This window comes from Pseudomonas sp. WS 5027 (assembly GCF_012985695.1).
Classification (GTDB): domain Bacteria; phylum Pseudomonadota; class Gammaproteobacteria; order Pseudomonadales; family Pseudomonadaceae; genus Aquipseudomonas; species Aquipseudomonas hygromyciniae.
The window spans coordinates 180475-202905 of sequence record NZ_JAAQWU010000009.1 but is presented as its reverse complement, the minus strand read 5'-3'; the positions used below and the strand labels follow the sequence as shown (position 1 = coordinate 202905).

Genomic DNA, 22431 nt, shown 5'->3' with positions numbered 1-22431 from the left:
TGAATTTTTTTTCGCAATCTGCATAATTGCCCACCTCTTTCTGCAGTGGAAGTGATGCGCCGCCTGCCGAAGAATCTTGCCGTTGAACGGACGCGCTGACCCGAGCCCCCGATAGCGTCTGTATCCGGCTGCCTTTGACTTGTCAAAGTACGCACTATTCAGTAAGATCCGCCGTCTAATTTACAGGGCGGCCCCTGAGGCTATTAAAGAATGACAACTTTTACTGCAAAACCGGAAACAGTTCAGCGCGACTGGTTTGTCGTCGACGCCGCTGGTCAGACCCTGGGTCGTCTGGCCACTGAAGTCGCCAGCCGTCTGCGTGGCAAGCACAAGCCTGAGTACACCCCTCACGTTGATACCGGTGACTACATCGTAATCATCAACGCTGAGCAGGTTCGTGTAACCGGCAACAAAGCAAGCGACAAAATGTACTACCGTCACTCCGGTTTCCCAGGCGGTATCAAGTCTTCGAACTTCGAAGGCCTGATTGCCAAGAAGCCTGAAGCCCCGATCGAGATCGCGGTTAAAGGTATGCTGCCGAAGGGCCCACTGGGTCGCGACATGTATCGCAAGCTGAAAGTCTATGCGGGCGCTGCTCACCCTCATGCTGCTCAGCAGCCCCAAGAACTGAAGTTTTAACGGAATAGTTCATTATGTCGGCGACTCAAAATTACGGCACTGGCCGTCGCAAAACCGCAACCGCACGCGTTTTCCTGCGTCCGGGCACTGGTAACATCTCGATCAACAACCGCACTCTGGACAACTTCTTCGGCCGCGAAACTGCCCGCATGGTAGTTCGTCAGCCGCTGGAACTGACCGAGACCGTTGAAAAGTTCGACATCTACGTCACCGTTATCGGTGGCGGTGTAAGTGGTCAAGCTGGCGCAATCCGCCACGGTATCACTCGCGCTCTGATGCAGTACGACGAAACCCTGCGCGGCGCTCTGCGCAAAGCTGGCTTCGTGACTCGCGATGCCCGTGAAGTTGAACGTAAGAAAGTCGGTCTGCGTAAAGCGCGTAAGCGTCCGCAGTACTCGAAGCGTTAATTCGCTTTACGTTCCACAAAAACGCCCAGCCTCCTCGCGGAGCTGGGCGTTTTTTATTGTCTGCGTTTTGTGCGGGTTTTTTCTGTGTGACAACTTGCCACATCCGTAGACCCCCTATACTACAAGGCTTGGGGCTCCAGCTCCGGGTAATTACCTTGTCAGAGGTGGGGCTTTTCATTACCATTCGGCAAAATTTTTATAAGTTCAGATTTAATACTTAGTAGACGCCTGATTTAACAGGCCAAAAAGCTGATGGGAGAGGACTGAATGAGCAATGACGGCGTGAATGCAGGCCGGCGTCGCTTCTTGGTAGCAGCCACATCCGTGGTGGGTGCTGCAGGAGCGGTGGGGGCTGCGGTCCCGTTCGTGGGGTCATGGTTTCCCAGTGCCAAGGCGAAAGCCGCAGGTGCACCGGTGAAGGTGAATGTCAGCAAGATCGAGCCAGGCCAGCAGATGATTGCTGAGTGGCGCGGCCAGCCAGTATTCATCGTTCGTCGTACCGAGGAAATCCTGGGGAATCTGAAGAAGATCGAGGGCCAGCTATCTGACCCCGAGTCCAAGAATTCTGACCAACCCGCCTACGCCCAAAACGAAGTGCGTTCGATCAAGCCAGAGATTCTGCTGCTGGTCGGTCTTTGCACCCACCTGGGCTGCTCGCCGACCTTCCGCCCGGAAGTCGCGCCGGTGGACCTGGGCAAGGACTGGGTCGGCGGCTATTTCTGCCCTTGCCACGGTTCCCACTACGACCTGGCCGGTCGCGTCTACAAGTCCCAGCCTGCTCCGTTGAACCTGCCGGTTCCGCCGCACAACTACGAATCTGACGACGTTATTGTCATTGGTGTCGATAAGGAGAGCGCGTAATGAGCAAGTTCATGGATTGGGTGGATGCGCGCTTCCCCGCCACCAAAATGTGGGAAGACCATCTCAGCAAGTATTACGCGCCGAAGAACTTCAACTTCTTCTATTTCTTTGGATCCCTGGCATTGCTGGTACTGGTCAATCAGATCGTTACCGGTGTCTGGCTGACCATGAGCTACACCCCGTCGGCGGAAGAAGCATTTGCCTCCGTCGAATACATCATGCGCGACGTCGAGTACGGCTCGATCCTGCGCCTGCTGCACTCCACCGGCGCTTCGGCGTTCTTCATCGTGGTCTATCTGCACATGTTCCGTGGCTTGCTCTACGGCTCGTACCAGAAGCCACGTGAGCTGGTGTGGGTGTTTGGCATGCTGATCTATCTGGCGCTGATGGCGGAGGCCTTCATGGGCTACCTGCTGCCTTGGGGCCAGATGTCCTACTGGGGGGCCCAGGTGATCATCTCGCTGTTTGGCGCGATCCCGGTCATCGGCAACGACCTGACCCAGTGGATCCGTGGTGACTACCTGATCTCGGGCATCACGCTGAACCGCTTCTTTGCCTTGCATGTGGTGGCCTTGCCGATCGTGATTCTCGGCCTGGTAGTGCTGCACATCCTGGCGCTGCACGAAGTGGGTTCCAACAACCCGGACGGCGTGGACATCAAGAAGCACAAGGACGAGAACGGCATTCCGCTGGACGGCATTCCATTCCACCCTTACTACACCGTCAAAGATATCGTCGGCGTGGTGGTGTTCCTGTTTGTGTTCTGCTCGATCGTGTTCTTCTTCCCGGAAATGGGCGGCTATTTCCTAGAGAAGCCGAACTTCGAACAGGCGAACGCCTTCAAGACCCCGGAACATATTGCCCCGGTCTGGTACTTCACGCCGTTCTACGCCATTTTGCGGGCGATCCCCGACAAGCTCATGGGCGTCATCGCCATGGGTGCAGCCATTGCCGTGCTGTTCGTGTTGCCATGGCTTGACCGTAGCCCGGTCAAATCCATGCGCTACAAAGGCTGGCTGAGCAAGATCTGGCTGTGGGTGTTCTGCATCTCGTTCGTGATCCTGGGCGTGCTGGGCGTATTGGCGCCAACCCCTGAGCGGACGTTGTTGTCGCAGGTCTGCACCTTCCTGTACTTCGCCTACTTCATTCTGATGCCGTTCTACACCCGGCTCGAGAAGACAAAACCGGTTCCGGAAAGGGTGACTGGCTGATGAAAAAATTATTTGCTGCATTGATTCTTGCTGCCCTGCCGGCCCTGTCCTTTGCTTCCGGCGCAGGGGTTGAACTGGAAAAAGTCGACATCGACGTTTCTGACAAGGCAGCCATGCAAGACGGCGCCCGCACGTTCGCCAACTACTGCATGGGCTGCCACAGCGCCAAGTTCCAGCGTTATGAGCGGGTAGCCGATGACCTGGGTATCCCCCACGAGCTGATGCTCAAGAACCTGGTGTTCACCGGTGCCAAGATTGGTGACCACATGAACATCGGCATGCAACCGGCCGACGCCAAGGCCTGGTTCGGGGCTGCACCGCCCGACCTGACCCTGGTAGCACGCGTACGTGGCACCGACTGGCTGTATGGCTACCTGAAGTCGTTCTACGAAGACCCTACACGTCCCTGGGGCGTGAACAACAAGGTGTTCCCGAACGTCGGTATGCCTAACGTGCTGGTCGGCCTGCAAGGGCGCCAGGTGGTAGGATGCAAGCAGGTTCAAGTCGTGGAAAACGGCAAGAAGCAATATGACCCGCTGACCGGCACGCCGTTGACCCATGAGGCATGTGATCAACTGACCATCGTGCCCAAGAGCGGTGCGCTGAACGAGGAGCAGTTCGACGAGAAGGTCAAGAACCTGGTGACCTTCCTGGCGTACTCCGCCAACCCGGTCCAACTGGAGCATCAACGCATCGGTACCTATGTGTTGCTGTACCTGGCTTTCTTCTTCGTATTCGCTTATTTGCTCAAGCGTGAATACTGGAAGGATGTGCATTGATCCAACCTTAGGCAATTGCTGTTAATCTTGCGCGCCCAGCGACGTCTCTGAACGGGTAACGCTCTGGTTGATCCAGGTGTTACGGGAGATGCTTTCTGGGCGCGCTCGTTTTTGAGCTTTCGATAATTTCAACAAGCGAGGAGGACCGCCATGGGCGTGACCAACCGGTTGGCCTGTTACTCCGACCCCGCCGACCACTATTCCCACCGAGTACGCATCGTGCTCGCAGAGAAGGGTGTCAGCGCCGAGATCATCAGTGTGGAGGTGGGTCGTCATCCGCCGAAACTGATCGAAGTGAACCCTTACGGCAGCTTGCCCACCCTGGTCGATCGTGACCTGGCGTTGTGGGAGTCAACCGTGGTGATGGAATATCTGGATGAGCGTTACCCCCATCCACCTTTGCTGCCGGTGTATCCGGTGGCGCGTGCCAACAGCCGCTTGCTGATCCATCGGATCCAGCGTGACTGGTGTGGGCTGGTGGATCTGATTCTGGATACACGCAGCAAAGAAGCGGCCCGTGTGCAGGCGCGCAAGGAATTGCGCGAGAGCCTGACCGGCGTTTCACCGTTATTCGCCGACAAACCTTTTTTCCTCAGTGAGGAACAAAGCCTGGTGGATTGCTGCCTATTGCCCATACTCTGGCGTTTGCCGATTCTGGGCATTGAACTGCCGCGGCCTGCCAAGCCGCTGCTTGATTACATGGAGCGCCAGTTTGCGCGTGAGGCTTTCCAGGCAAGTCTGTCTGGCGTCGAACGTGATATGCGCTAAGGCTTAAGGAGCCGTTGATGAACTCCAGTCGACCTTACCTGGTCCGCGCGCTCTACGAGTGGATTGTGGACAACGATTGCACCCCGCACATGCTGGTCAATTCCGAGTTTCCTGCGGTGCAGGTGCCACAAGGTTTTGCCAGCGACGGACAGATTGTCCTGAACGTTTCGCCCAGTGCCGTACGCCAACTGCACATGGACAATGAAGCGGTCAGCTTTGAAGGGCGTTTTGGTGGGGTTCCCCATACGCTCTATGTGCCCATCGGCGCGATCCTGGGGATTTATGCCCGGGAAAATGGCCAAGGCATGGTGTTTGATCTGGAGTCGTCGCTTGATGACGACGAAGCGATCGAAGTTGAAGATGACGACCTGCCGCCGCCTGACTCCGAGCCGCCGCGCCCTACCGGCCGGCCGAGCTTGAAAGTGGTGAAGTGACGGAGCATGAGCCTGCGGGCAAGTGCTGAAAAAGTGCCCCGGCTTTGGCCGGGGTATTTTTTTGCGCGGTACAACGTCACGCTGAACGGTGATCGTATAACCCGCTTGGGCTGTGATGCCCCCTCAGATCATCGAGATAATTGGTTACCCATGGAAAACCTCAGCACCGCCCCGCGTCTCCCCCGCAAGCGTCGCAGCCTTGCCCGGGAACGGGTCACGGTGTTGTCCGAGCAAATCCGCGACGGCCAGCTCAATCTTGGGGACAAATTGCCCGCCGAGTCAGCGATCATGGAGGCCCATGGGCTCAGCCGCACGGTGGTACGCGAGGCGATCTCGCGCCTGCAGGCGCCGGAGTCCCGGCGCCCACGCCTGGCTTCAGGCTGGCGTATTGGGTGTGTAGTTTTGCAGCAAAAGGTAGGTACTCCAGCCCCACCAATCGTTCGTCCACTGCTTGTCGTTGAGGTTGTTGACGTCCTTGCGTCGCAGCACCTTATCGCCCTCGGCCTTGAACAGCGGTGAGAAGTTAGTGGCAGGGTTGTTCGCCGCATTCAAATCCGGCACGTACAGTGGTGCCTTATACGTGGCCGGGGAGGGCAGGATGCCGCTGACATAGGCCTCGAAAATCTCATCGGCCGAGGCCTGCACCGCGCGTTTGACCTGAGCTCGGTTGGCCGCATCATTGCTGTCGAAATAGCGTTTGTCGCCATAGGCGTGCCACTCATCGCCCAAGGCGTTGCGTACCTTGAGTCCGAACTTGCTGTCTTCGTCATGCATGAAGCGACTGATCAACGACCCCAACTCACCCGGTGTCACTACGCCAGCCAATTGCTTGCGTGGTACGCGCAGGTGTCCGGCTGAAAACAGGTCGGTCAAAAAGTGATCAGCAAAACTGTTCATTGCATAAGCCAGCTCCAATTGCTGGTCGCTGCCACTTTGGTGGGCGACGACCGCTTGTTGCAGGGCGCCGGTATGCCCAGCCAAATAGGCTGACAGCGCCCATTCACCGAAGTGGTCAGCGTTGTCGGCGGCCAGTTTCAGGTAGCGCCCCAAGGGCACCATGGCCGAAACGACGCTGCCTCCGCCGGTAATGCGGTTCCACTCTTCAGACAACGTATCTGCGAGTGCGTCGTAGGCTTCATGGGCCTGCTTGCCCTCGTTGATGGCCTTCTTGACCGCATTGATCTCCTTTTGCATGACCGCGAGAATTTTGCCCGCTTCGTCTCGCGACGCCGGCAGGGTGGCCAGGGAGTTGAAGGCCGCGGTAAAGCGCTGAACGCGCTCGGCTGGCGATGCGCCGTCGCTGATGGGCTGGCCGGGGATCCCATAGAAATCACCGCCCAGGGCGATGATCTGGCCATAGGTCAGGGCCAGGCCATTGGGCAGGTGCAGTTTGACTTGTGCGCCCGGAATAGAGGGCTCGCCTTGCACGAACCGCAGTAGGGTCTCGTCGCCAATGGCGGTGTGCTCGCCGCCTTCGAAGCGCAGGGAGGGGAGTGGCTTGCAGGTGATGACTGATTCAAGTTCTGACATGTTAGCTCCTTGCTATGTCGTAGGATTCTTCCTTGTTAACTGTATGTATATACAGCTAACGAGAGAATAGAGGAACAAATTCCTACGTCAAGGGGCGGGTTGTAAACGCACTCGAACCCCGCGCAAGCCAACGAATTGGTGTTGACGAATGTTTTTGTAGTTGTGCGATGACGTACGACAATAAAAACCAATTCCCAGTACCAGTCGTTATCCAGGGTGTTCGAATAATGAATCCACAAGAACTGAAGTCCATCCTTTACCGCGGTCTGTTGTCTTTCCCGGTCACCGATTTCAATGCCCAGGGTGATTTCACCCAGGCGGGTTGTATCAAGCGCCTGGAGTGACTGCCCCCCTATGGTTTGGCGATGGCACCGCTGGTGAAGGTCTCGAACTGTAAGGAGTTGGCGTAGCGCTGGTCGGACTTGATCGATATAGATGCCGGGCGGCGCTGGGCTCTATGGCTTATCATTAGCCACCTACCGACGCTTACCCAAGGTGCTCCCCTGCATGCTGGCAATCTTCCTGCAAACCCTGACCATTACCGCGCCGGTATTTGCCATGCTGTTCCTGGGGGTCTTGCTCAGGCGGATCAACTGGATCAACGACAGCTTTATCCACACCGCGTCGGCCCTGGTGTTCAACGTCACCATGCCGGCGTTGCTGTTTCTGGGGATTCTGCACGCCGACCTGCATTCGGCGCTCAAGCCAGAGTTGCTGATCTATTTCTCCGTAGCCACGGTCGTCAGTTTTGCCTTGGCCTGGGGCTGGGCGATTTTCCGCTGCCCGCGTGAAGACCGAGGTATTTATGCCCAGGGCGCATTTCGCGGAAACAACGGGGTGATCGGCCTGGCGCTGGCGGCCAGCATGTACGGCGACTACGGGATTTCCCTCGGGGCGATCCTCGCTGGCCTGGTGATTCTGTTCTACAACACCTTGTCCACTATTGTGCTGGCGGTCTACAGCCCGGTGATCAAGTCTGACCCGTGGAGCATCTGCAAGAGCGTACTGGCCAACCCGTTGATCCTCAGCGTTATCGCCGCCAGCCCGTTTGCCTATTTCCAGATTGGCTTACCCGCCTGGCTGGAGAAGTCCGGCCAGTACCTGGCGGACATGACCTTGCCCCTGGCATTGATCTGCATTGGTGGCACTCTGTCGCTGGCCGCCTTGCGCCAAAGCGGCAACATGGCACTGAGCGCCAGCCTGATGAAGATGATCGGCTTGCCTATCGTGGCCACCGCAGGAGCCTGGCTGTATGGCTTCCGGGGGCCGGAGTTGGGGATTCTGTTTCTGTATTTTGGCGCGCCAACGGCCGCTGCCAGTTTCGTCATGGCCCGTGCGGCACAGGGCAACCATGAACTGGCGGCGGCGATTATTGTGATCACCACCTTGATGGCGGCGGTGACCACCAATCTCGGGATTTTCGTGTTGCAGGCGGGTGGCTGGATCTGAAATCGGTGCTGTCTTTGAGGGCCAATCGCGGGCAAGCCCGCTCCCACATTTTGAGTTGTGAACACCTTCAAGTGTGTGGGCGATCTAACAGTCACTGCGGGCCTGGCTGATACGCCTCAATCACTTCCTGCGCCGCCCGAAACGCATCGATCGCCGCCGGCACGCCGGCATACACCGCGCAATGCAGCAGCGCCTCGCGAATTTCTTCAACCGTACAGCCATTGTTGAGTGCCCCGCGTACATGGCCCTTGAGTTCCTGCGGGCACTTCAAGGCCGTCAGCGCGGCCAGGGTGATCAGGCTGCGAGTCTTCAATGGCAAGCCTTCACGGTTCCATACCCCGCCCCAGGCATGTTCGTTGACGAAGTCCTGCAACGGCTGGGTGAACTCGGTGGCATTGCCCAGGGCACGGTCGACAAATGCATCGCCCATTACCTGACGGCGCATTTCTACGCCGGATTTCGCTTGATCGGTCATTGCGACTCCCTCTTGTGTTGGCGGTGCCAGGCTCGCAGCGAGGTGAACAACAGGAAAGCCACCAGCGCTGGCAGGACGTAATACAGCATCAGTTGTTCCAGTTTGTTGGCCAGTGGCATGCCGGTGGTGAATGAGATCACGTGCAGCCCATACGCCAGGTACAGCCCCAGCAGCAGCAAGCCTTCGGCGCGAGTGATGCGGTAGCCGGTATAGAACACCGGCAGGCACAACACCACGACGGCAAGCATCACGGGCAGGTCGAAAGCCAGGGCATTGGGTGAAACCGACAAGGGCGACGGTGCCACCAGGGCAGTAAAGCCCAGCACGCCCAACAGGTTGAACAGGTTGCTGCCGATCACGTTCCCCACCGCAATCTCCCGCTCGCCGCGCAGGGCAGCGATCAGCGAGGTCGCCAGGCACGGCAGCGAGGTGCTGACGGCGACGATGGTCAGGCCGATCACCCGCTCGGACAGGCCCAGGTCGCTGGCCACTTCCACCGCTGCGCCTAGCACCAGATGCCCGGCGAACACCAGCAACACGAGCCCGCCGATCATCCACAGCAAACTGCTCAGCCACGGCGCCTGCACCACCGTGTCGCGGGTCCGCGGGCGGCGCGAATGGCGGGTCTGGTACAGCAACAGGCCCAGGTAGGCGAGCAGGGCGGCAAGCAAGGTCAGGCCGTCGAGCGGTGTCAGTGCTTCATCACTGGCGAGAATAAACAGCAGCATGCTGGCGCCGATCATCACCGGGATATCCAGGCGCACCAGTTGCCGCGAGACGCGCAGGGGAATAATCAGCGCCGAAAGACCCAGGGTGACGAGGATATTGAAGATGCTGCTGCCAATCACACTGCCCACGGCAATATCGGTATTGCCGGCCAGGGTGGCCTGCAGGCTGACGGCGATTTGCGGCGCGCTGCTGCCAAAGGCCACGATGCTCAAGCCAATGATCAGTGGCCGGACCTTGAGGCCGGCGGCCAGGCGCACGGCTGCGCGTACCAGCATTTCGGCACCGGCAATAAGCAGCAGCAGGCCGCTGATCAGTTCAATCAGGCTCAGGGGCGAGAGGGCGCTTAATCCGAAAATGGTCAGGGCTCCGTCAGTCAGTTGCTCAGGGCTTGCACGCGCACGCGCGCGGTTCCGCTGCGCAGCATACCCAACTGCTCGGCGGCCTGGCGTGAAAGATCGATCAGCCGCCCACGGGTATGCGGGCCGCGATCATTGATGCGCACCACCACGGTTTTGTTGCTGGCAAGATTGGTGACCTTGACCCGCGTGCCGAATGGCAGGCGCCGGTGGGCGGCGGTCAGGGCGTGTTGGTTGAAGGGCTCACCGCTGGCGGTCTTCTTGCCATGGTGCTTGGCGCCGTAGTAGGACGCGGTGCCGGTTTCGTCGTATCCGTTGGGGTCTATCAGGCCGCTGGCGCAGCCGGTGAGCAGGGAGAACAGGGCGCAGAGGCCGAGTAGACGCTTCATTATCAAGGTGTCCCCATTACAAATGTGGGAGCGGGCTTGCTCGCGATAGCGGTGAATCAGTCGCCAAATACATTGACTGACACTCCGCCATCGCGAGCAAGCCCGCTCCCACATGGGGTCCGAGTCGCAAGTAAAATCCCGCTCGGACCATTCATTGCTATCAGCCTTCGAGCTTGCTCTTGAGCAATTCGTTGACCTGTTGCGGGTTGGCCTTGCCTTTGGAGGCCTTCATCGCCTGGCCCACAAAGAAGCCAAACATCTTGCCGCGCTTGGCTTCATCCGCTGCGCGGTACTGCTCGACCTGCTCGGCGTTGGCCGCCAGCATTTCATCCAGAACCGCCGAGATGGCGCCGCTGTCGGTGACTTGCTTGAGGCCGCGCTTTTCGATGATCTCGTCGGCGTTGCCTTCACCGCTGGCCATGGCCTCAAACACGGTCTTGGCGATTTTGCCGGAGATGGTGTTGTCCTTGATGCGCAGCAGCATGCCGCCCAGTTGTTCGGCCGAGACCGGGGCTTCGTCGATTTCCAGGCCCTGTTTGTTCAACAGGCTGCCCAGTTCGACCATGACCCAGTTGGCCGCCAACTTGGCGTCGCCAGCGATGCTCACGACTTTTTCGAAATAGTCGGCCTGCTCGCGGCTCGACGCCAGGACGCTGGCGTCATACACCGAAAGACCGAACTGCGCCTGGAAGCGCTCGCGTTTTTGCGGTGGCAGTTCTGGCAGGGTGGCGCGCACGTCATTGAGGAACGAGTCCTCGATGACCACCGGCAACAGGTCCGGATCGGGGAAGTAACGGTAGTCGTTGGCTTCCTCCTTGCTGCGCATGGCGCGGGTTTCGTCTTTGTTCGGGTCGTACAGGCGCGTCTGCTGGATCACCTTGCCGCCGTCTTCGATCAGCTCGATCTGGCGACGGACCTCGGTGTTGATCGCCTTTTCGATGAAACGGAACGAGTTGACGTTCTTGATCTCACAGCGGGTGCCGTACTCGACCTGGCCTTTAGGCCGCACCGACACGTTGCAGTCGCAGCGCAGCGAGCCTTCGGCCATGTTGCCGTCGCAAATGCCCAGGTAACGCACCAGCGCGTGGATGGTCTTGACGTAGGCCACGGCTTCCTTGGCGCTGCGCATGTCCGGCTCGGACACGATCTCCAGCAGCGGCGTGCCGGCGCGGTTCAGGTCGATGCCGGTGGCGCCATTGAATTCTTCATGCAGGCTCTTGCCGGCATCTTCTTCCAGGTGCGCACGGGTCACGCCCACACGTTTGATCGTGCCGTCTTCCAGGGGGATATCCAGGTAGCCCTTGCCAACGATCGGCAATTCCATCTGGCTGATCTGGTAGCCCTTGGGCAGGTCCGGGTAGAAGTAGTTCTTGCGCGCGAACACGTTGTGCTGGCCGATCTGGGCGTCAATCGCCAGGCCGAACATCACCGCCATGCGCACCGCTTCCTGGTTCAACACTGGCAATACGCCAGGCATGCCCAGGTCTACCAGGCTGGCCTGGGTGTTGGGCTCTGAGCCGAACGTGGTGGCGCTACCGGAGAAAATCTTCGATTGGGTGGCGAGCTGGGTATGAATCTCCAGCCCGATCACAACTTCCCATTGCATAGTGTTCTCCTCAGAAGCCGGTTGGGGTGCGAGTGTGCCAGTCAGTGTTCAACTGGTACTGGTGCGCCACATTGAGCAAGCGGCCTTCCTGGAAATACGGGGCAAGCAACTGCACGCCCACCGGCAGGCCATCGACGAAACCGGCTGGCATGGACAAGCCCGGCAAGCCCGCGAGGTTGGCGGTGATGGTGTACAGGTCTTCCAGGTACTCGGCGATCGGGTCGCCGGTCTTGGCGCCGATCTTCCAGGCCGGGTTCGGCGTAGTTGGGCCGATGATCAGGTCGACTTCATTGAAGGCAGCCATGAAGTCGTTCTTGATCAGGCGCCGGATCTTTTGCGCCTTGAGGTAGTAAGCATCGTAGTAGCCAGCCGACAAGGCGTAGGCCCCGACCATGATCCGGCGCTGTACCTCCACGCCGAAGCCTTCGCCGCGGGAGCGTTTGTACAGGTCAGTGAGGTCTTTCGGATCTTCACAGCGATAGCCAAAGCGCACGCCGTCGAAACGCGACAGGTTGGAGGAGGCTTCGGCCGGGGCAATCACGTAATAAGCAGGAATCGCGTGCTGGTTGTTCGGCAGGCTGATTTCCTTGATCACCGCGCCGAGTTTTTCCAGCTCCTTGATGCTGTTGTGCACCAGTTCGGCGATACGCGGGTCGAGGCCGGCGCTGAAATACTCTTTCGGCACGCCGATACGCAGGCCTTTGAGCGAGGTATTGAGGCTGGCGCTGTAGTCCGGCACCGGCTCATCGATGCTGGTGGAGTCCTTCGCATCGAAGCCGGCCATGCCTTGTAACAATATTGCGCAGTCTTCGGCGGTGCGGGCTAACGGGCCGCCCTGGTCGAGGCTGGACGCGTAGGCAATCATGCCCCAGCGGGAAACACGACCGTAGGTCGGTTTCAGGCCGGTGAGGTTGGTGAATGCGGCGGGCTGGCGGATCGAGCCGCCGGTATCGGTGGCCGTAGCGGCCGGCAGCAGGCGCGCGGCAACGGCTGCTGCCGAGCCACCGGACGAACCGCCGGGCACGTGCTCCAGGTTCCACGGGTTTTTCACGGCGCCGTAGTAGCTCGATTCGTTGGCCGAGCCCATGGCGAATTCGTCCATGTTGGTCTTGCCCAGGGTCACGGCCCCGGCTTCGGCCAGCTTGGCGACGACCGTGGCGTCATAGGGCGCCTTGAAGTTGTCGAGCATCTTCGAGCCGCAGCTGGTGCGGATGCCCTGGGTGCAGAACAGGTCCTTGTGACCGATTGGCGCACCCAGCAGCGCGCCGCTTTCACCGTTGGCGCGACGGGCGTCGGCGGCCTTGGCCTGGCCCAGGGCCAGCTCCTCGGTGAGGCTGATGAAGCTGTTGACCTTCGGATCCAGCTCGGCGATACGCGCCAGGAGGGTCTTGGTCAGCTCTTCGGAAGAAAACTTTTTGTCGGCGAGACCGCGGGCGATCTCGGCCAGAGTCAATTGATGCATTGCAGGCTCTTTCCCTTTAGTCGATGACTTTCGGAACCAGGTACAGGCCGTTTTCGACCGCTGGTGCGATGGACTGGTAGGCCTCGCGATTATTGCGTTCGGTCACGACGTCTGCGCGCAGGCGCTGGCTGGCTTCCAGTGGGTGGGCCAGGGGTTCGATGCCGTCGGTATTCACCGCTTGCATCTGGTCGACCAGCCCGAGAATGCTGTTCAGGGCTGCGGTGGTCTGTGGAAGATCGGCTTCATTGAGGCCCAGGCAGGCCAAATGAGCGATTTTTTCCACGTCGGAGCGTTCAAGCGCCATGGGATTCTCCAGTGGAAAACAGAACGGAAGCTATCCGTGTGTTAGATTGTCGGAACACTACCGCATTTCTACGGTCATAAGGCCGCGATTGTGGGGTTAGGTGCACAGAAAGTCGGCCAATTTAGCACATTGGCGCCTTGCCCAAAATCCCTGTCGTTGTTAGAGTTTGCCGCACTTTTTTACCCACGCGTTGCCTAGGGTCCCTTTCCCATGTTCAAGAAACTGCGTGGCATGTTTTCCAGCGATCTTTCCATCGACCTGGGCACTGCCAACACCCTTATTTACGTGCGCGAGCGCGGTATCGTCCTGAATGAGCCATCGGTTGTGGCCATTCGGACCCATGGTAATCAGAAAAGTGTCGTTGCCGTGGGCACCGAGGCCAAGCGCATGCTCGGCCGTACACCTGGCAACATTGCCGCCATTCGTCCGATGAAAGACGGCGTGATCGCCGACTTCAGCGTCTGCGAGAAGATGCTGCAGTACTTCATCAACAAGGTTCACGAAAACAGTTTCCTGCAGCCCAGCCCTCGCGTGCTGATCTGCGTTCCATGCAAATCCACCCAGGTGGAGCGTCGCGCCATCCGTGAATCGGCCCTTGGCGCCGGTGCCCGCGAAGTGTTCCTGATCGAAGAACCAATGGCTGCGGCCATCGGTGCCGGCCTGCCGGTTGAAGAAGCGCGCGGTTCGATGGTGGTGGATATCGGTGGTGGTACCACTGAAATCGCCCTGATCTCCCTCAATGGCGTGGTGTATGCCGAATCCGTGCGGGTTGGCGGCGACCGCTTCGACGAAGCAATCATCACTTATGTGCGCCGTAACTACGGCAGCCTGATCGGCGAATCCACCGCCGAGCGCATCAAGCAGGAAATCGGTACCGCTTACCCGGGCGGCGAAGTGCGCGAAGTCGACGTTCGCGGTCGCAACCTGGCAGAAGGCGTTCCACGTGCCTTTACCCTGAACTCCAATGAAGTGCTGGAAGCTCTGCAAGAGTCCCTGGCCACCATCGTTCAGGCGGTAAAAAGCGCCCTGGAGCAATCGCCGCCGGAACTGGCTTCCGATATCGCGGAGCGTGGCCTGGTGCTGACCGGTGGTGGCGCCTTGCTGCGCGACCTCGACAAGCTGCTGGCCCAGGAAACCGGCCTGCCGGTGATTGTCGCCGAAGACCCGCTGACCTGCGTGGCCCGTGGCGGTGGTCGTGCACTGGAAATGATGGATAAACACACCATGGACCTGCTCTCCAGCGAATAAGATCGTTGGTTGCGCCATGTTTCGCCAACAGGCAGCACTTTGCAGTGCTGCCTGTTGGCGTTTATCTTCTTCAATCTGCATCCAGGCCGGTTTGATGCCGTATGAATAAAGAGAATATCTGCCCGGGAGGAGCGGCCTATTAAACCGCTCTTCACTAAAGGCCCCTCATTGGGCGTGCGCTTGTTGGTGCTGGTCGTGCTATCGGTCGCGCTGATGGTGGTCGATGCCCGCTTCACACTGCTCAAGCCAGTGCGTAGCCAGATGTCGCTGGTATTGATGCAGTCCTACTGGATCACTGACCTGCCGCAACGGCTATGGCAAGGTGTGGCCAGCCAATTTGGCAGCCGTACCGAACTGGTGGCCGAGAACGAAAAACTCAAGACCGAAAACCTGCTGTTGCAGGGGCGCATGCAAAAGCTGGCGGCCCTGACCGAACAGAACGTCCGGCTGCGCGAGTTGCTCAATTCTTCCGCGTTGGTCAACGAAAAGGTCGAAGTGGCCGAGTTGATCGGCATGGACCCCAACCCCTTTACCCACCGCATCATCATCAACAAGGGCGAGCGCGATGGCGTGGTCCTTGGCCAACCGGTGCTCGATGCCCGTGGCCTGATGGGTCAGGTGGTTGAGTTGATGCCCTATACCTCCCGCGTGCTGCTGCTCACCGACACCACCCACAGCATTCCGGTGCAGGTCAACCGCAATGGCCTGCGGGCGATTGCCAGCGGTACGGGTAACCCCGAGCGCCTGGAGCTGCGGCATGTGGCGGACACCGCCGACATCAAGGAAGGCGATCTGCTGGTCAGCTCCGGTCTTGGTCAGCGGTTCCCAGCGGGCTATCCGGTGGCGACGGTCAAGGAAGTGATCCACGATTCCGGTCAACCCTTTGCGATTGTCCGCGCCGTGCCGACGGCCGCGCTGAACCGTAGCCGCTACCTGTTGCTGGTGTTCAGCGACACGCGCACGCCAGAAGAGCGCGCCAACGAAGCCGCCCAGGCCCAGGAAGCGCAGGACAAGCAAGACGGCACCGCGACGCCGATAATTCCGGCAACCGTACCCAAACCAGCGGTACCCGTGGCGACCCCGGTTGCACCCGCCACGCCTGCCGCGGCGACACCTGCCAAGCCGGTCGCCCAACCTGCTCGGCCGGTCAAACCAGCGGCGACGGCGCCTGCTGCGGCGCCCGCGCCGGCAACCACTCGACAGGGGGCGCAATAATGGCCGGTACTCATTCGCGCAATGGCTGGATAGTCTGGCTAACCTTCGCCATCGGCATGCTGCTCAGCGTTTCGCCGATGCCGCAATTCATGGAAATCCTGCGCCCGCTATGGCTGGCATTGCTCCTGGCATTCTGGGCCCTGGCCCTGCCGCACAAGGTCGGCATGGTCACTGCGATGTGCCTGGGGCTGGCTGAGGACGTGATGTATGGCACGTTGCTCGGGCAGAACGCGTTGATTCTTACGCTGATTACATTTTTGGTGCTGTCGTTGCAGCAACGCCTGCGTATGTTCCCGATGTGGCAGCAGTGCCTGGTCATCCTGGTGATCTTCGGTCTGGCCCAGCTGGTGCAGCTGTGGCTCAGCGCCTTGACCGGCAACCGCCAACCCACCTTGGCGCTGGTCTTGCCGGCCTTGGTCAGTGCGCTGTTGTGGCCATGGATCAGCTTCGGCCTGCGTGGGTTGCGTCGCCGCTATAAAATCAATTGAGTGGGTCGCGAGGCTCTGCCTGGTTATCGAACCCACAGGGAGAGTCTGCAATGCATGCGCTTTATCTGGCCTCCGGCTCTCCTCGGCGGCGTGAACTGCTGACCCAGATCGGCGTGCCGTTCACCGTGGTCAACGCCGCCATCGATGAAACACCCCTGGGCGACGAATCACCTGCGGCCTATGTCGAACGCCTGGCCTGTGGCAAAGCCGCCGCAGGCTTGGCGACATTGGCCGACACCGCAAATACCTGCGTGCTGGGCGCCGATACCGCCGTCATCCTCGATGGCCGGATCCTGGGCAAGCCTCTGGATCAGGCCGATGCCCTGGCCATGTTGCTGGCCCTTTCTGATCGTGAACACGAAGTCCTCACCGCCATTGCCGTGCTCGATGGCCTGCGCTGCGAAACGCGCCTGGTCAGTAGCCGCGTGCGCTTTCGCAAGATTTCAACACACGAAGCAACGACTTACTGGCACAGCGGGGAGCCCCAGGACAAGGCGGGCGGCTATGCTATCCAAGGGTTGGCGGCGGTGTTTGTCGCCGGCCTCAATGGCAGCTACTCCGCAGTCGTTGGCCTGCCGGTCTGCGAAACAGCAGAACTGCTGAGCCATTTCGGCATACCCTGTTGGCAACACCTTTCCGTGCGCTGAACGCTTTACTCCAGCGCCACATTTAAGCGATCGGCCACTATTGTGAAAACGCCTGAACGAGACCCAGCCATGAGTGAAGAGATTCTGATCAATATCACGCCGATGGAATCGCGCGTGGCGGTGGTAGAAAACGGTGTTTTGCAGGAAGTGCACGTCGAGCGCACCCAGAAGCGCGGGATCGTTGGCAATATCTATAAAGGCAAGGTCGTGCGGGTGTTGCCGGGGATGCAGGCGGCCTTTGTCGATATCGGCCTGGACCGCGCGGCATTTATCCATGCCTCGGAAATCTCCCTGCGCGAAGGCCCGGCTGTCGAGAGCATCAGCGCCCTGGTGCATGAAGGGCAGAGCCTGGTGGTGCAAGTCACCAAGGATCCGATCGGCTCCAAGGGCGCGCGCCTGACCACGCAGTTATCGATTCCTTCGCGCTACCTGGTGTACATGCCACGCACCGCCCATGTCGGCATTTCCCTGAAAATCGAAGACGAAGGCGAGCGTGAGCGCTTGAAAAAGGTCGTCAGCGATTGCGTGGCGGCCGAAGGCATCAAAGAAGCGGGCGGCTTTATCCTGCGTACCGCCGCCGAGGGCGCCGGTGCCGACGAGATCCTCATGGACATTCGCTACCTGCGGCGCCTGTGGGATCAGATCGGTGCCCAGATCAAGACCATCGGCGCGCCGAGCGTCATCTATGAAGACCTGGGTCTGGCCCTGCGAACCCTGCGCGACTTGGTCAGCCCCAAGATCGAGAAAATTCGCATCGACTCGCGGGAAACCTTCCAGCGAACTACGCAATTTGTTGCCGAACTGATGCCGGAAATCGCCGACCGCCTGGAACACTATCCCGGTGAACGGCCGATTTTCGACCTGTATGGCGTCGAGGACGAAATCCAGAAGGCCCTGGAACGCAAGGTGCCACTCAAGTCCGGTGGCTACCTAGTGGTGGACCCGGCGGAAGCCATGAGCACCATTGACGTGAACACCGGTGCCTTCGTCGGCCATCGCAACCTTGAAGAAACCATCTTCAAGACCAACCTCGAAGCCGCCACTGCCATTGCCCGCCAACTGCGCCTGCGCAACCTGGGCGGGATCATCATCATCGACTTCATCGACATGGAAGATGAAGAACACCAGCGCCAGGTGTTGCGCACCCTTGAAAAGCAACTGGAGCGCGATCACGCCAAGACCAACATCATCGGTATCACCGAGTTGGGCCTGGTGCAGATGACCCGCAAGCGCACCCGCGAAAGTCTTGAACAAGTGCTGTGCGAGCCGTGCAGCAGTTGTCAGGGGCGCGGTAAGTTGAAGACCCCGGAAACGGTTTGCTACGAGATTTTCCGGGAAATCCTACGGGAGGCACGCGCTTACCAGGCCGAGGGTTATAGAGTCCTGGCCAACCAGAAGGTAGTGGACCGTTTGCTGGACGAAGAGTCAGGCAACGTAGCGGAATTGGAGGGCTTTATTGGCCGCACCATCCGTTTCCAGGTCGAAACCATGTATTCCCAGGAACAATACGACGTGGTGCTGCTCTGATCCGCATCAGTCCTTTTCAACGAGACCGGCAAACCTTGATCTGCCGTCCGACTATTACCTTGAGGGTCGCCTGACATGGAGCGTCTGCCACGCTTTTTTGCCGCACTGACCCGTTGGGGCCTTGGCCTGTGTGCATTGCTGTTGGTGCTGGCGGCGGTCTACGTCAGCCTGGGCCGCGAATTGACGCCATTGGTGGCGGAGTACCGTGGCGAAGTCGAGGCCAAGGCACAGGCGGCGGTCGACATGCCCCTGAGCATTGGCAGCCTGGAAGGGCGCTGGAGCGGCTTTGCCCCGGTATTGCTCGCCCATGATGTGATGGTCGGTGAAGGCAGCAGTGCCCTGCGCCTGGACCAGGTGCAAGTGGTGCCCGATCTCTGGGCCAGCCTGCTGGCCTGGGATGTGCGCATTGCCCATCTGGAAGTCAGCGGCTTGCAGCTCAGCGTCAAGGAAGACCAGGACGGCCATTGGGCGTTGCAAGGCCTGCCGGTGCAGGACGACCAACCCTTGGACCCGGAGCAACTGCTCAAGCGCATGCAGGCGGTGGCGAAGGTCTCGCTGTTGGACAGCCAGGTTACCTTGCAGCCGTTCGAACAAGCACCGCTGACCTTGACCTACGTGGGCTTGAGCCTGCAAACCGGTGCCACTCGCCAGCGCCTGGATGCCCGCCTGACCTTGCCCGATGGGCAACCGCTGGCTCTCAGCCTGCGTACGCGGATCCGTGCCAGCCAGTGGCGCGACGGTGAAGTCCAGGCGTACCTGAGCCTGCCCCAGAGCAATTGGGCGCAATGGATACCGGCGAAGTTGACCCGGGACTGGAAACTCAGCGAGTTGAAAGCCGGCGGTGAGTTCTGGCTGACCTGGGCCAATGGCGCCCTGCAAAGTGCCGCCACCCGGCTCAATGCGCCGCAGGTGAAGGTCCGTTATGCCCAGCGCAAGCCCACGAGCATCCAGAACCTGGGCCTCACGGCCTACCTGCAGCGCAGTGACAGCGGTCTGAAGGTGGTCTTCGACTCGTTGGCCATGAACCTGGGCGACACCCGTTGGGAGTCGCACCTGCAATTGCAGCAAACCCTGGCCACCGACAAGGCGCAGGAGATCTGGAATCTGCAGGCCGACCGCCTGGATCTGACGCCGATTACCCCCTTGCTCAATGCTCTGGCGCCATTGCCGGAAGGTTTTGCCAAGACCGTAGAGGCGTTGAAGGCCACGGGCGTGCTGCGCAATGTGCTAGTGGATTATCGTCCGCAGGAGGAGGGCGACCAGCGCGTCAGCTTCGCCGCCAACCTCGACCGCGTGGGCTTTGACGCCTATTTCGGCGCGCCGGCGGCCCGCAATGTATCCGGGAGCATCAGTGGCGATCTGGGCCAGGGCGAGTTGCGCATGGACAGCAAGGATTTCGTCTTGCACCTGGACCCGATTTTCGCCAAGCCCTGGCAGTACATCCAGGCCAATGCTCGCCTGACGTGGAAGCTGGATAAGCAAGGCTTCACGCTGATTGCACCGTATATCAAGGTGCTCGGGGAAGAGGGCAAGGTGGCGGCGGATTTCCTGATTCGCCTGCATTTCGATCACAGCCAGGAAGACTACATGGACCTGCGGGTCGGCATGGTCGATGGCGATGGGCGCTTTACGCCCAAGTACTTGCCTGCGGTGTTGAGCCCGGCCCTGGATGAATGGCTGCGTACTGCGATTCTCAAGGGCGCGGTCGATGAAGGTTTCTTCCAGTACCAAGGCTCGTTGAATCACGATGCGCTGACGGCGGCGCGCAATATCAGCCTGTTCTTCAAGGTGCATGACGCCGAACTGGCGTTCCAGCCGGGCTGGCCCCATGTCAGCAAGGTGGCCGGTGAAGTGTTCGTCGAAGAGACCGGCGTGCGTATCCTGGCCAGCAAGGGGCAGTTGCTCGATACCAAGGTCAAGGATATCTACGTCAATATTCCCCATGCACTGCCTGGCCATGACAGCCATTTGCTGCTGACGGGCGGGTTTGCCGGTGGGTTGGGAGACGGCCTGAAGATTCTCCAGGAGGCTCCCATCGGCACGGCGTCGACGTTTGCCGGCTGGAAAGGCGAGGGCGACCTGCAAGGTTCCCTGGACCTGGATATTCCCCTGGCCAAGGGCACCGAGCCGAAAATTGTAGTGGACTTCAAGACCGACAAGGCGCGCCTGCAACTGGCTGAGCCGACCCTGGACCTGAACCAGCTCAAGGGCGAGTTTCGCTTCGACAGCGCCAAGGGCCTGAGTGGCCAGAACATCACCGCCCAAGCCTTTGACCGGCCGATCACTGCGCAGATTGCTGCCGGTGGCAAGCCAGGAAACCTCAGCACACGGGTCACAGCCAAGGGCCAGGTGACGGTCAAGCGCCTCACCGATTGGCTGAAAGTCAGCCAGCCGCTGCCGGTATCCGGGGATATCCCGTACCAACTGCAACTGGACCTGGATGGTGCCGACAGCCAGTTGCGGGTCAGCTCCAACCTCAAGGGCGTGGCAGTGGACTTGCCCGCGCCATTTGGCATGTCCGCCAGCCAGGGCCGTGAGAGTGTGTTCCGCATGACCTTGCAGGGCGCGGAGCGGCGCTACTGGTTTGATTATGGCGAGCTGGCGAACTTTACCTTTGCAGCCCCGGCGGACAACTTTGCCCAGGGCCGTGGCGAGCTGTTCCTTGGTGATGGCGATGCCTTGCTGCCCGGTGGCAAGGGCCTGCGGATTCGCGGGGTGCTGTCGGAGCTGGATATCGATCCCTGGAAGAAACTGGTGGATCGCTACGCCGGCAACGATCCGGGCGGCAATGCCAAGCAACTGCTGAGCAGTGCCGATTTCAAGATCGGCAAGCTGACCGGGTTTGGGACGCAACTCGATCAGGTCACTCTGAAACTGGACCGCAAGCCCGCCGCCTGGGGCCTGCAGCTCGACAGCCAGCAGGCCAAGGGCACTGTTGGCCTGCCAGATGCCAAGGGCGCACCCATTGCCATCAACCTGCAGTATGTGAAGCTGCCGGCGGTCGACCCTACGGTACAGGCCGATGAAAACGCCCCTGATCCCCTGGCCGGCATCGATCCCAAGGATATTCCCGCGCTGGATATCGCCATTGCCCAGTTGTTCCAGGGCCCCGACCTGATCGGCGCCTGGTCGTTGAAGGTGCGCCCGACCGCCAAGGGCATGGCCTTCAACAACCTCGATCTGGGTCTCAAGGGCATGCAGCTCAAGGGCGCTGGTGGTTGGGAAGGGGCTCCTGGCGCGAGCAACAGCTGGTACAAGGGACGCCTGGACGGCAAGAATATCGCCGATGTGCTCAAGGGCTGGGGCTTTGCGCCCACGGTGACTAGCCAGGATTTTCATCTGGATGTTGATGGGCGCTGGCCGGGTTCGCCTGCGTGGGTTGGGCCCAAGCGTTTTTCCGGCAGCCTGGATGCGTCATTCCGCAAGGGCCAGTTCGTCGAGGTCGAGGGCGGTGCCCAGGCTTTACGGGTGTTTGGCCTGCTGAACTTCAACTCGATTGGTCGGCGTTTGCGCCTGGACTTCTCGGACTTGCTTGGCAAGGGCCTGAGCTATGACCGGGTCAAGGGCTTGTTGGCTGCCAGCAATGGTGTGTTTGTGACCCGTGAGCCGATTATCCTCACGGGGCCGTCGAGCAATCTGGAGCTAAACGGCACCCTGGACCTGGTGGCTGATCGTGTCGATGCCAAGTTGCTGGTGACCTTGCCGGTGACCAACAACCTGCCGATTGCAGCGTTGATTGTGGGCGCGCCGGCCATTGGCGGCGCGTTGTTTTTGATCGACAAATTGATCGGTGATCGGGTTTCGCGTTTTGCCAGCGTCCAGTACAAGGTGGAAGGGCCATGGAAAGATCCAAAAATCACCTTCGACAAGCCATTTGAAAAACCACAATAAGCGCCTGTGGAGTAGC

Annotated in this window: 21 protein-coding genes and 2 pseudogenes; 16 read left to right on the top strand and 7 right to left on the bottom strand. The window is 59.9% G+C overall.

Annotated features, from left to right (window positions below):
• Positions 1-210: 210 nt before the first annotated feature.
• From rplM to HBO09_RS13755, 8 genes and pseudogenes are all read left to right on the top strand, one after another.
• Complete coding sequence (rplM, locus tag HBO09_RS13790) at positions 211-639, top strand: 50S ribosomal protein L13 (RefSeq protein ID WP_029291908.1); 429 nt, start codon at positions 211-213, stop codon at positions 637-639.
• A gap of 14 nt (positions 640-653) precedes the next feature.
• Positions 654-1046: a 30S ribosomal protein S9 gene (gene rpsI / locus HBO09_RS13785; protein WP_003171743.1), complete on the top strand. Its 393-nt coding sequence runs from the start codon at positions 654-656 to the stop codon at positions 1044-1046.
• Between the two features lie 267 nt (positions 1047-1313).
• On the top strand, positions 1314-1907 hold the full coding sequence (gene petA / locus HBO09_RS13780) for a ubiquinol-cytochrome c reductase iron-sulfur subunit (RefSeq protein ID WP_038443372.1): 594 nt from the start codon (positions 1314-1316) through the stop codon (positions 1905-1907).
• On the top strand, positions 1907-3118 hold the full coding sequence (locus HBO09_RS13775; protein ID WP_003188526.1) for a cytochrome bc complex cytochrome b subunit: 1212 nt from the start codon (positions 1907-1909) through the stop codon (positions 3116-3118). The genes petA and HBO09_RS13775 overlap by 1 nt, the downstream gene beginning before the upstream one ends.
• Positions 3118-3897: a cytochrome c1 gene (locus tag HBO09_RS13770; RefSeq protein ID WP_169994686.1), complete on the top strand. Its 780-nt coding sequence runs from the start codon at positions 3118-3120 to the stop codon at positions 3895-3897. Before HBO09_RS13775 ends, HBO09_RS13770 begins: the two co-directional genes overlap by 1 nt.
• A 150-nt stretch (positions 3898-4047) precedes the next feature.
• Positions 4048-4665, top strand: coding sequence for a glutathione S-transferase N-terminal domain-containing protein (locus tag HBO09_RS13765; protein ID WP_027604841.1), 618 nt, complete (start codon positions 4048-4050; stop codon positions 4663-4665).
• Between the two features lie 17 nt (positions 4666-4682).
• Positions 4683-5099, top strand: coding sequence for a ClpXP protease specificity-enhancing factor (locus tag HBO09_RS13760; RefSeq protein WP_029291899.1), 417 nt, complete (start codon positions 4683-4685; stop codon positions 5097-5099).
• Between the two features lie 150 nt (positions 5100-5249).
• A pseudogene (locus HBO09_RS13755) lies at positions 5250-5447 on the top strand (GntR family transcriptional regulator); the annotation flags it as partial.
• Between the two features lie 27 nt (positions 5448-5474).
• Here the strand turns inward: HBO09_RS13755 and HBO09_RS13750 are convergent.
• Complete coding sequence (locus HBO09_RS13750; RefSeq protein WP_170060913.1) at positions 5475-6629, bottom strand: phospholipase; 1155 nt, start codon at positions 6627-6629, stop codon at positions 5475-5477.
• A 227-nt stretch (positions 6630-6856) separates the two neighbouring features.
• Between HBO09_RS13750 and HBO09_RS13745 the strand changes: the two are divergent.
• Both HBO09_RS13745 and HBO09_RS13740 read left to right on the top strand, forming a co-directional pair.
• Positions 6857-6970 (top strand): annotated as a pseudogene (locus tag HBO09_RS13745) (5-dehydro-4-deoxyglucarate dehydratase); the annotation flags it as partial.
• A 166-nt stretch (positions 6971-7136) separates the two neighbouring features.
• A complete protein-coding gene (locus HBO09_RS13740; protein ID WP_169994684.1) occupies positions 7137-8078 on the top strand; it encodes an AEC family transporter in 942 nt (313 codons plus the stop codon).
• A gap of 91 nt (positions 8079-8169) precedes the next feature.
• On the opposite strand, the gene HBO09_RS13735 is transcribed toward HBO09_RS13740, so the two are convergent.
• The 6 genes from HBO09_RS13735 to gatC all read right to left on the bottom strand — a co-directional run bounded on the left by HBO09_RS13735 (position 8170) and on the right by gatC (position 13399).
• Positions 8170-8553, bottom strand: coding sequence for a carboxymuconolactone decarboxylase family protein (locus HBO09_RS13735; protein ID WP_169994682.1), 384 nt, complete (start codon positions 8551-8553; stop codon positions 8170-8172).
• Entirely contained in the window at positions 8550-9596 is a 1047-nt protein-coding gene (locus HBO09_RS13730; protein ID WP_169994715.1) for a calcium/sodium antiporter, read from the bottom strand. Before HBO09_RS13730 ends, HBO09_RS13735 begins: the two co-directional genes overlap by 4 nt.
• A gap of 59 nt (positions 9597-9655) precedes the next feature.
• Positions 9656-10027, bottom strand: coding sequence for a septal ring lytic transglycosylase RlpA family protein (locus tag HBO09_RS13725; RefSeq protein WP_169994680.1), 372 nt, complete (start codon positions 10025-10027; stop codon positions 9656-9658).
• Between the two features lie 160 nt (positions 10028-10187).
• Positions 10188-11633 carry an Asp-tRNA(Asn)/Glu-tRNA(Gln) amidotransferase subunit GatB gene (gene gatB, locus HBO09_RS13720; protein WP_169994678.1) on the bottom strand — a complete coding sequence of 482 codons (1446 nt, stop codon included), beginning with the start codon at positions 11631-11633 and terminating at the stop codon, positions 10188-10190.
• Positions 11634-11643: 10 nt separating this feature from the next.
• Complete coding sequence (gene gatA / locus HBO09_RS13715; protein ID WP_169994676.1) at positions 11644-13095, bottom strand: Asp-tRNA(Asn)/Glu-tRNA(Gln) amidotransferase subunit GatA; 1452 nt, start codon at positions 13093-13095, stop codon at positions 11644-11646.
• A 16-nt stretch (positions 13096-13111) separates the two neighbouring features.
• Positions 13112-13399, bottom strand: coding sequence for an Asp-tRNA(Asn)/Glu-tRNA(Gln) amidotransferase subunit GatC (gatC, locus tag HBO09_RS13710; RefSeq protein ID WP_003216077.1), 288 nt, complete (start codon positions 13397-13399; stop codon positions 13112-13114).
• Between the two features lie 210 nt (positions 13400-13609).
• On the opposite strand from gatC, the gene mreB reads away from it, so the two are divergent.
• The 6 genes from mreB (at position 13610) to HBO09_RS13680 (ending at position 22415) form a co-directional block, all read left to right on the top strand.
• Positions 13610-14647 (top strand): rod shape-determining protein MreB, encoded by a 1038-nt coding sequence (gene mreB, locus HBO09_RS13705; RefSeq protein ID WP_002555108.1) that lies wholly within the window; start codon positions 13610-13612, stop codon positions 14645-14647.
• A gap of 138 nt (positions 14648-14785) precedes the next feature.
• Positions 14786-15862, top strand: coding sequence for a rod shape-determining protein MreC (gene mreC, locus HBO09_RS13700; RefSeq protein WP_169994713.1), 1077 nt, complete (start codon positions 14786-14788; stop codon positions 15860-15862).
• Positions 15862-16350: a rod shape-determining protein MreD gene (gene mreD / locus HBO09_RS13695; RefSeq protein ID WP_133714597.1), complete on the top strand. Its 489-nt coding sequence runs from the start codon at positions 15862-15864 to the stop codon at positions 16348-16350. The genes mreC and mreD overlap by 1 nt, the downstream gene beginning before the upstream one ends.
• Positions 16351-16400: 50 nt before the next feature.
• Positions 16401-16997 (top strand): nucleoside triphosphate pyrophosphatase, encoded by a 597-nt coding sequence (locus tag HBO09_RS13690; protein WP_169994674.1) that lies wholly within the window; start codon positions 16401-16403, stop codon positions 16995-16997.
• 69 nt (positions 16998-17066) lie between these two features.
• The gene (gene rng / locus HBO09_RS13685) at positions 17067-18524 is read left to right on the top strand and encodes a ribonuclease G (RefSeq protein ID WP_038443347.1); all 1458 of its coding nucleotides are present in this window, start codon (positions 17067-17069) and stop codon (positions 18522-18524) included.
• 75 nt (positions 18525-18599) lie between these two features.
• Positions 18600-22415: a YhdP family protein gene (locus tag HBO09_RS13680; RefSeq protein ID WP_169994672.1), complete on the top strand. Its 3816-nt coding sequence runs from the start codon at positions 18600-18602 to the stop codon at positions 22413-22415.
• Positions 22416-22431 lie beyond the last annotated feature (16 nt).

Excerpts from the sequence above, each read along its gene's own strand:
- petA (WP_038443372.1), top strand. The coding sequence starts at position 1,314 with ATGAGCAATGACGGCGTGAATGCAGGCCGGCGTCGCTTCTTGGTAGCA.
- mreB (WP_002555108.1), top strand. The coding sequence starts at position 13,610 with ATGTTCAAGAAACTGCGTGGCATGTTTTCCAGCGATCTTTCCATCGAC.
- HBO09_RS13690 (WP_169994674.1), top strand. The coding sequence starts at position 16,401 with ATGCATGCGCTTTATCTGGCCTCCGGCTCTCCTCGGCGGCGTGAACTG.
- HBO09_RS13750 (WP_170060913.1), bottom strand. The coding sequence starts at position 6,629 with ATGTCAGAACTTGAATCAGTCATCACCTGCAAGCCACTCCCCTCCCTG.
- HBO09_RS13725 (WP_169994680.1), bottom strand. The coding sequence starts at position 10,027 with ATGAAGCGTCTACTCGGCCTCTGCGCCCTGTTCTCCCTGCTCACCGGC.
- rplM (WP_029291908.1), top strand. The coding sequence starts at position 211 with ATGACAACTTTTACTGCAAAACCGGAAACAGTTCAGCGCGACTGGTTT.
- HBO09_RS13680 (WP_169994672.1), top strand. The coding sequence starts at position 18,600 with ATGGAGCGTCTGCCACGCTTTTTTGCCGCACTGACCCGTTGGGGCCTT.
- HBO09_RS13770 (WP_169994686.1), top strand. The coding sequence starts at position 3,118 with ATGAAAAAATTATTTGCTGCATTGATTCTTGCTGCCCTGCCGGCCCTG.
- gatB (WP_169994678.1), bottom strand. The coding sequence starts at position 11,633 with ATGCAATGGGAAGTTGTGATCGGGCTGGAGATTCATACCCAGCTCGCC.
- HBO09_RS13740 (WP_169994684.1), top strand. The coding sequence starts at position 7,137 with ATGCTGGCAATCTTCCTGCAAACCCTGACCATTACCGCGCCGGTATTT.
- gatA (WP_169994676.1), bottom strand. The coding sequence starts at position 13,095 with ATGCATCAATTGACTCTGGCCGAGATCGCCCGCGGTCTCGCCGACAAA.
- rng (WP_038443347.1), top strand. The coding sequence starts at position 17,067 with ATGAGTGAAGAGATTCTGATCAATATCACGCCGATGGAATCGCGCGTG.
- rpsI (WP_003171743.1), top strand. The coding sequence starts at position 654 with ATGTCGGCGACTCAAAATTACGGCACTGGCCGTCGCAAAACCGCAACC.
- HBO09_RS13765 (WP_027604841.1), top strand. The coding sequence starts at position 4,048 with ATGGGCGTGACCAACCGGTTGGCCTGTTACTCCGACCCCGCCGACCAC.
- HBO09_RS13760 (WP_029291899.1), top strand. The coding sequence starts at position 4,683 with ATGAACTCCAGTCGACCTTACCTGGTCCGCGCGCTCTACGAGTGGATT.
- HBO09_RS13775 (WP_003188526.1), top strand. The coding sequence starts at position 1,907 with ATGAGCAAGTTCATGGATTGGGTGGATGCGCGCTTCCCCGCCACCAAA.
- gatC (WP_003216077.1), bottom strand. The coding sequence starts at position 13,399 with ATGGCGCTTGAACGCTCCGACGTGGAAAAAATCGCTCATTTGGCCTGC.
- HBO09_RS13735 (WP_169994682.1), bottom strand. The coding sequence starts at position 8,553 with ATGACCGATCAAGCGAAATCCGGCGTAGAAATGCGCCGTCAGGTAATG.
- mreD (WP_133714597.1), top strand. The coding sequence starts at position 15,862 with ATGGCCGGTACTCATTCGCGCAATGGCTGGATAGTCTGGCTAACCTTC.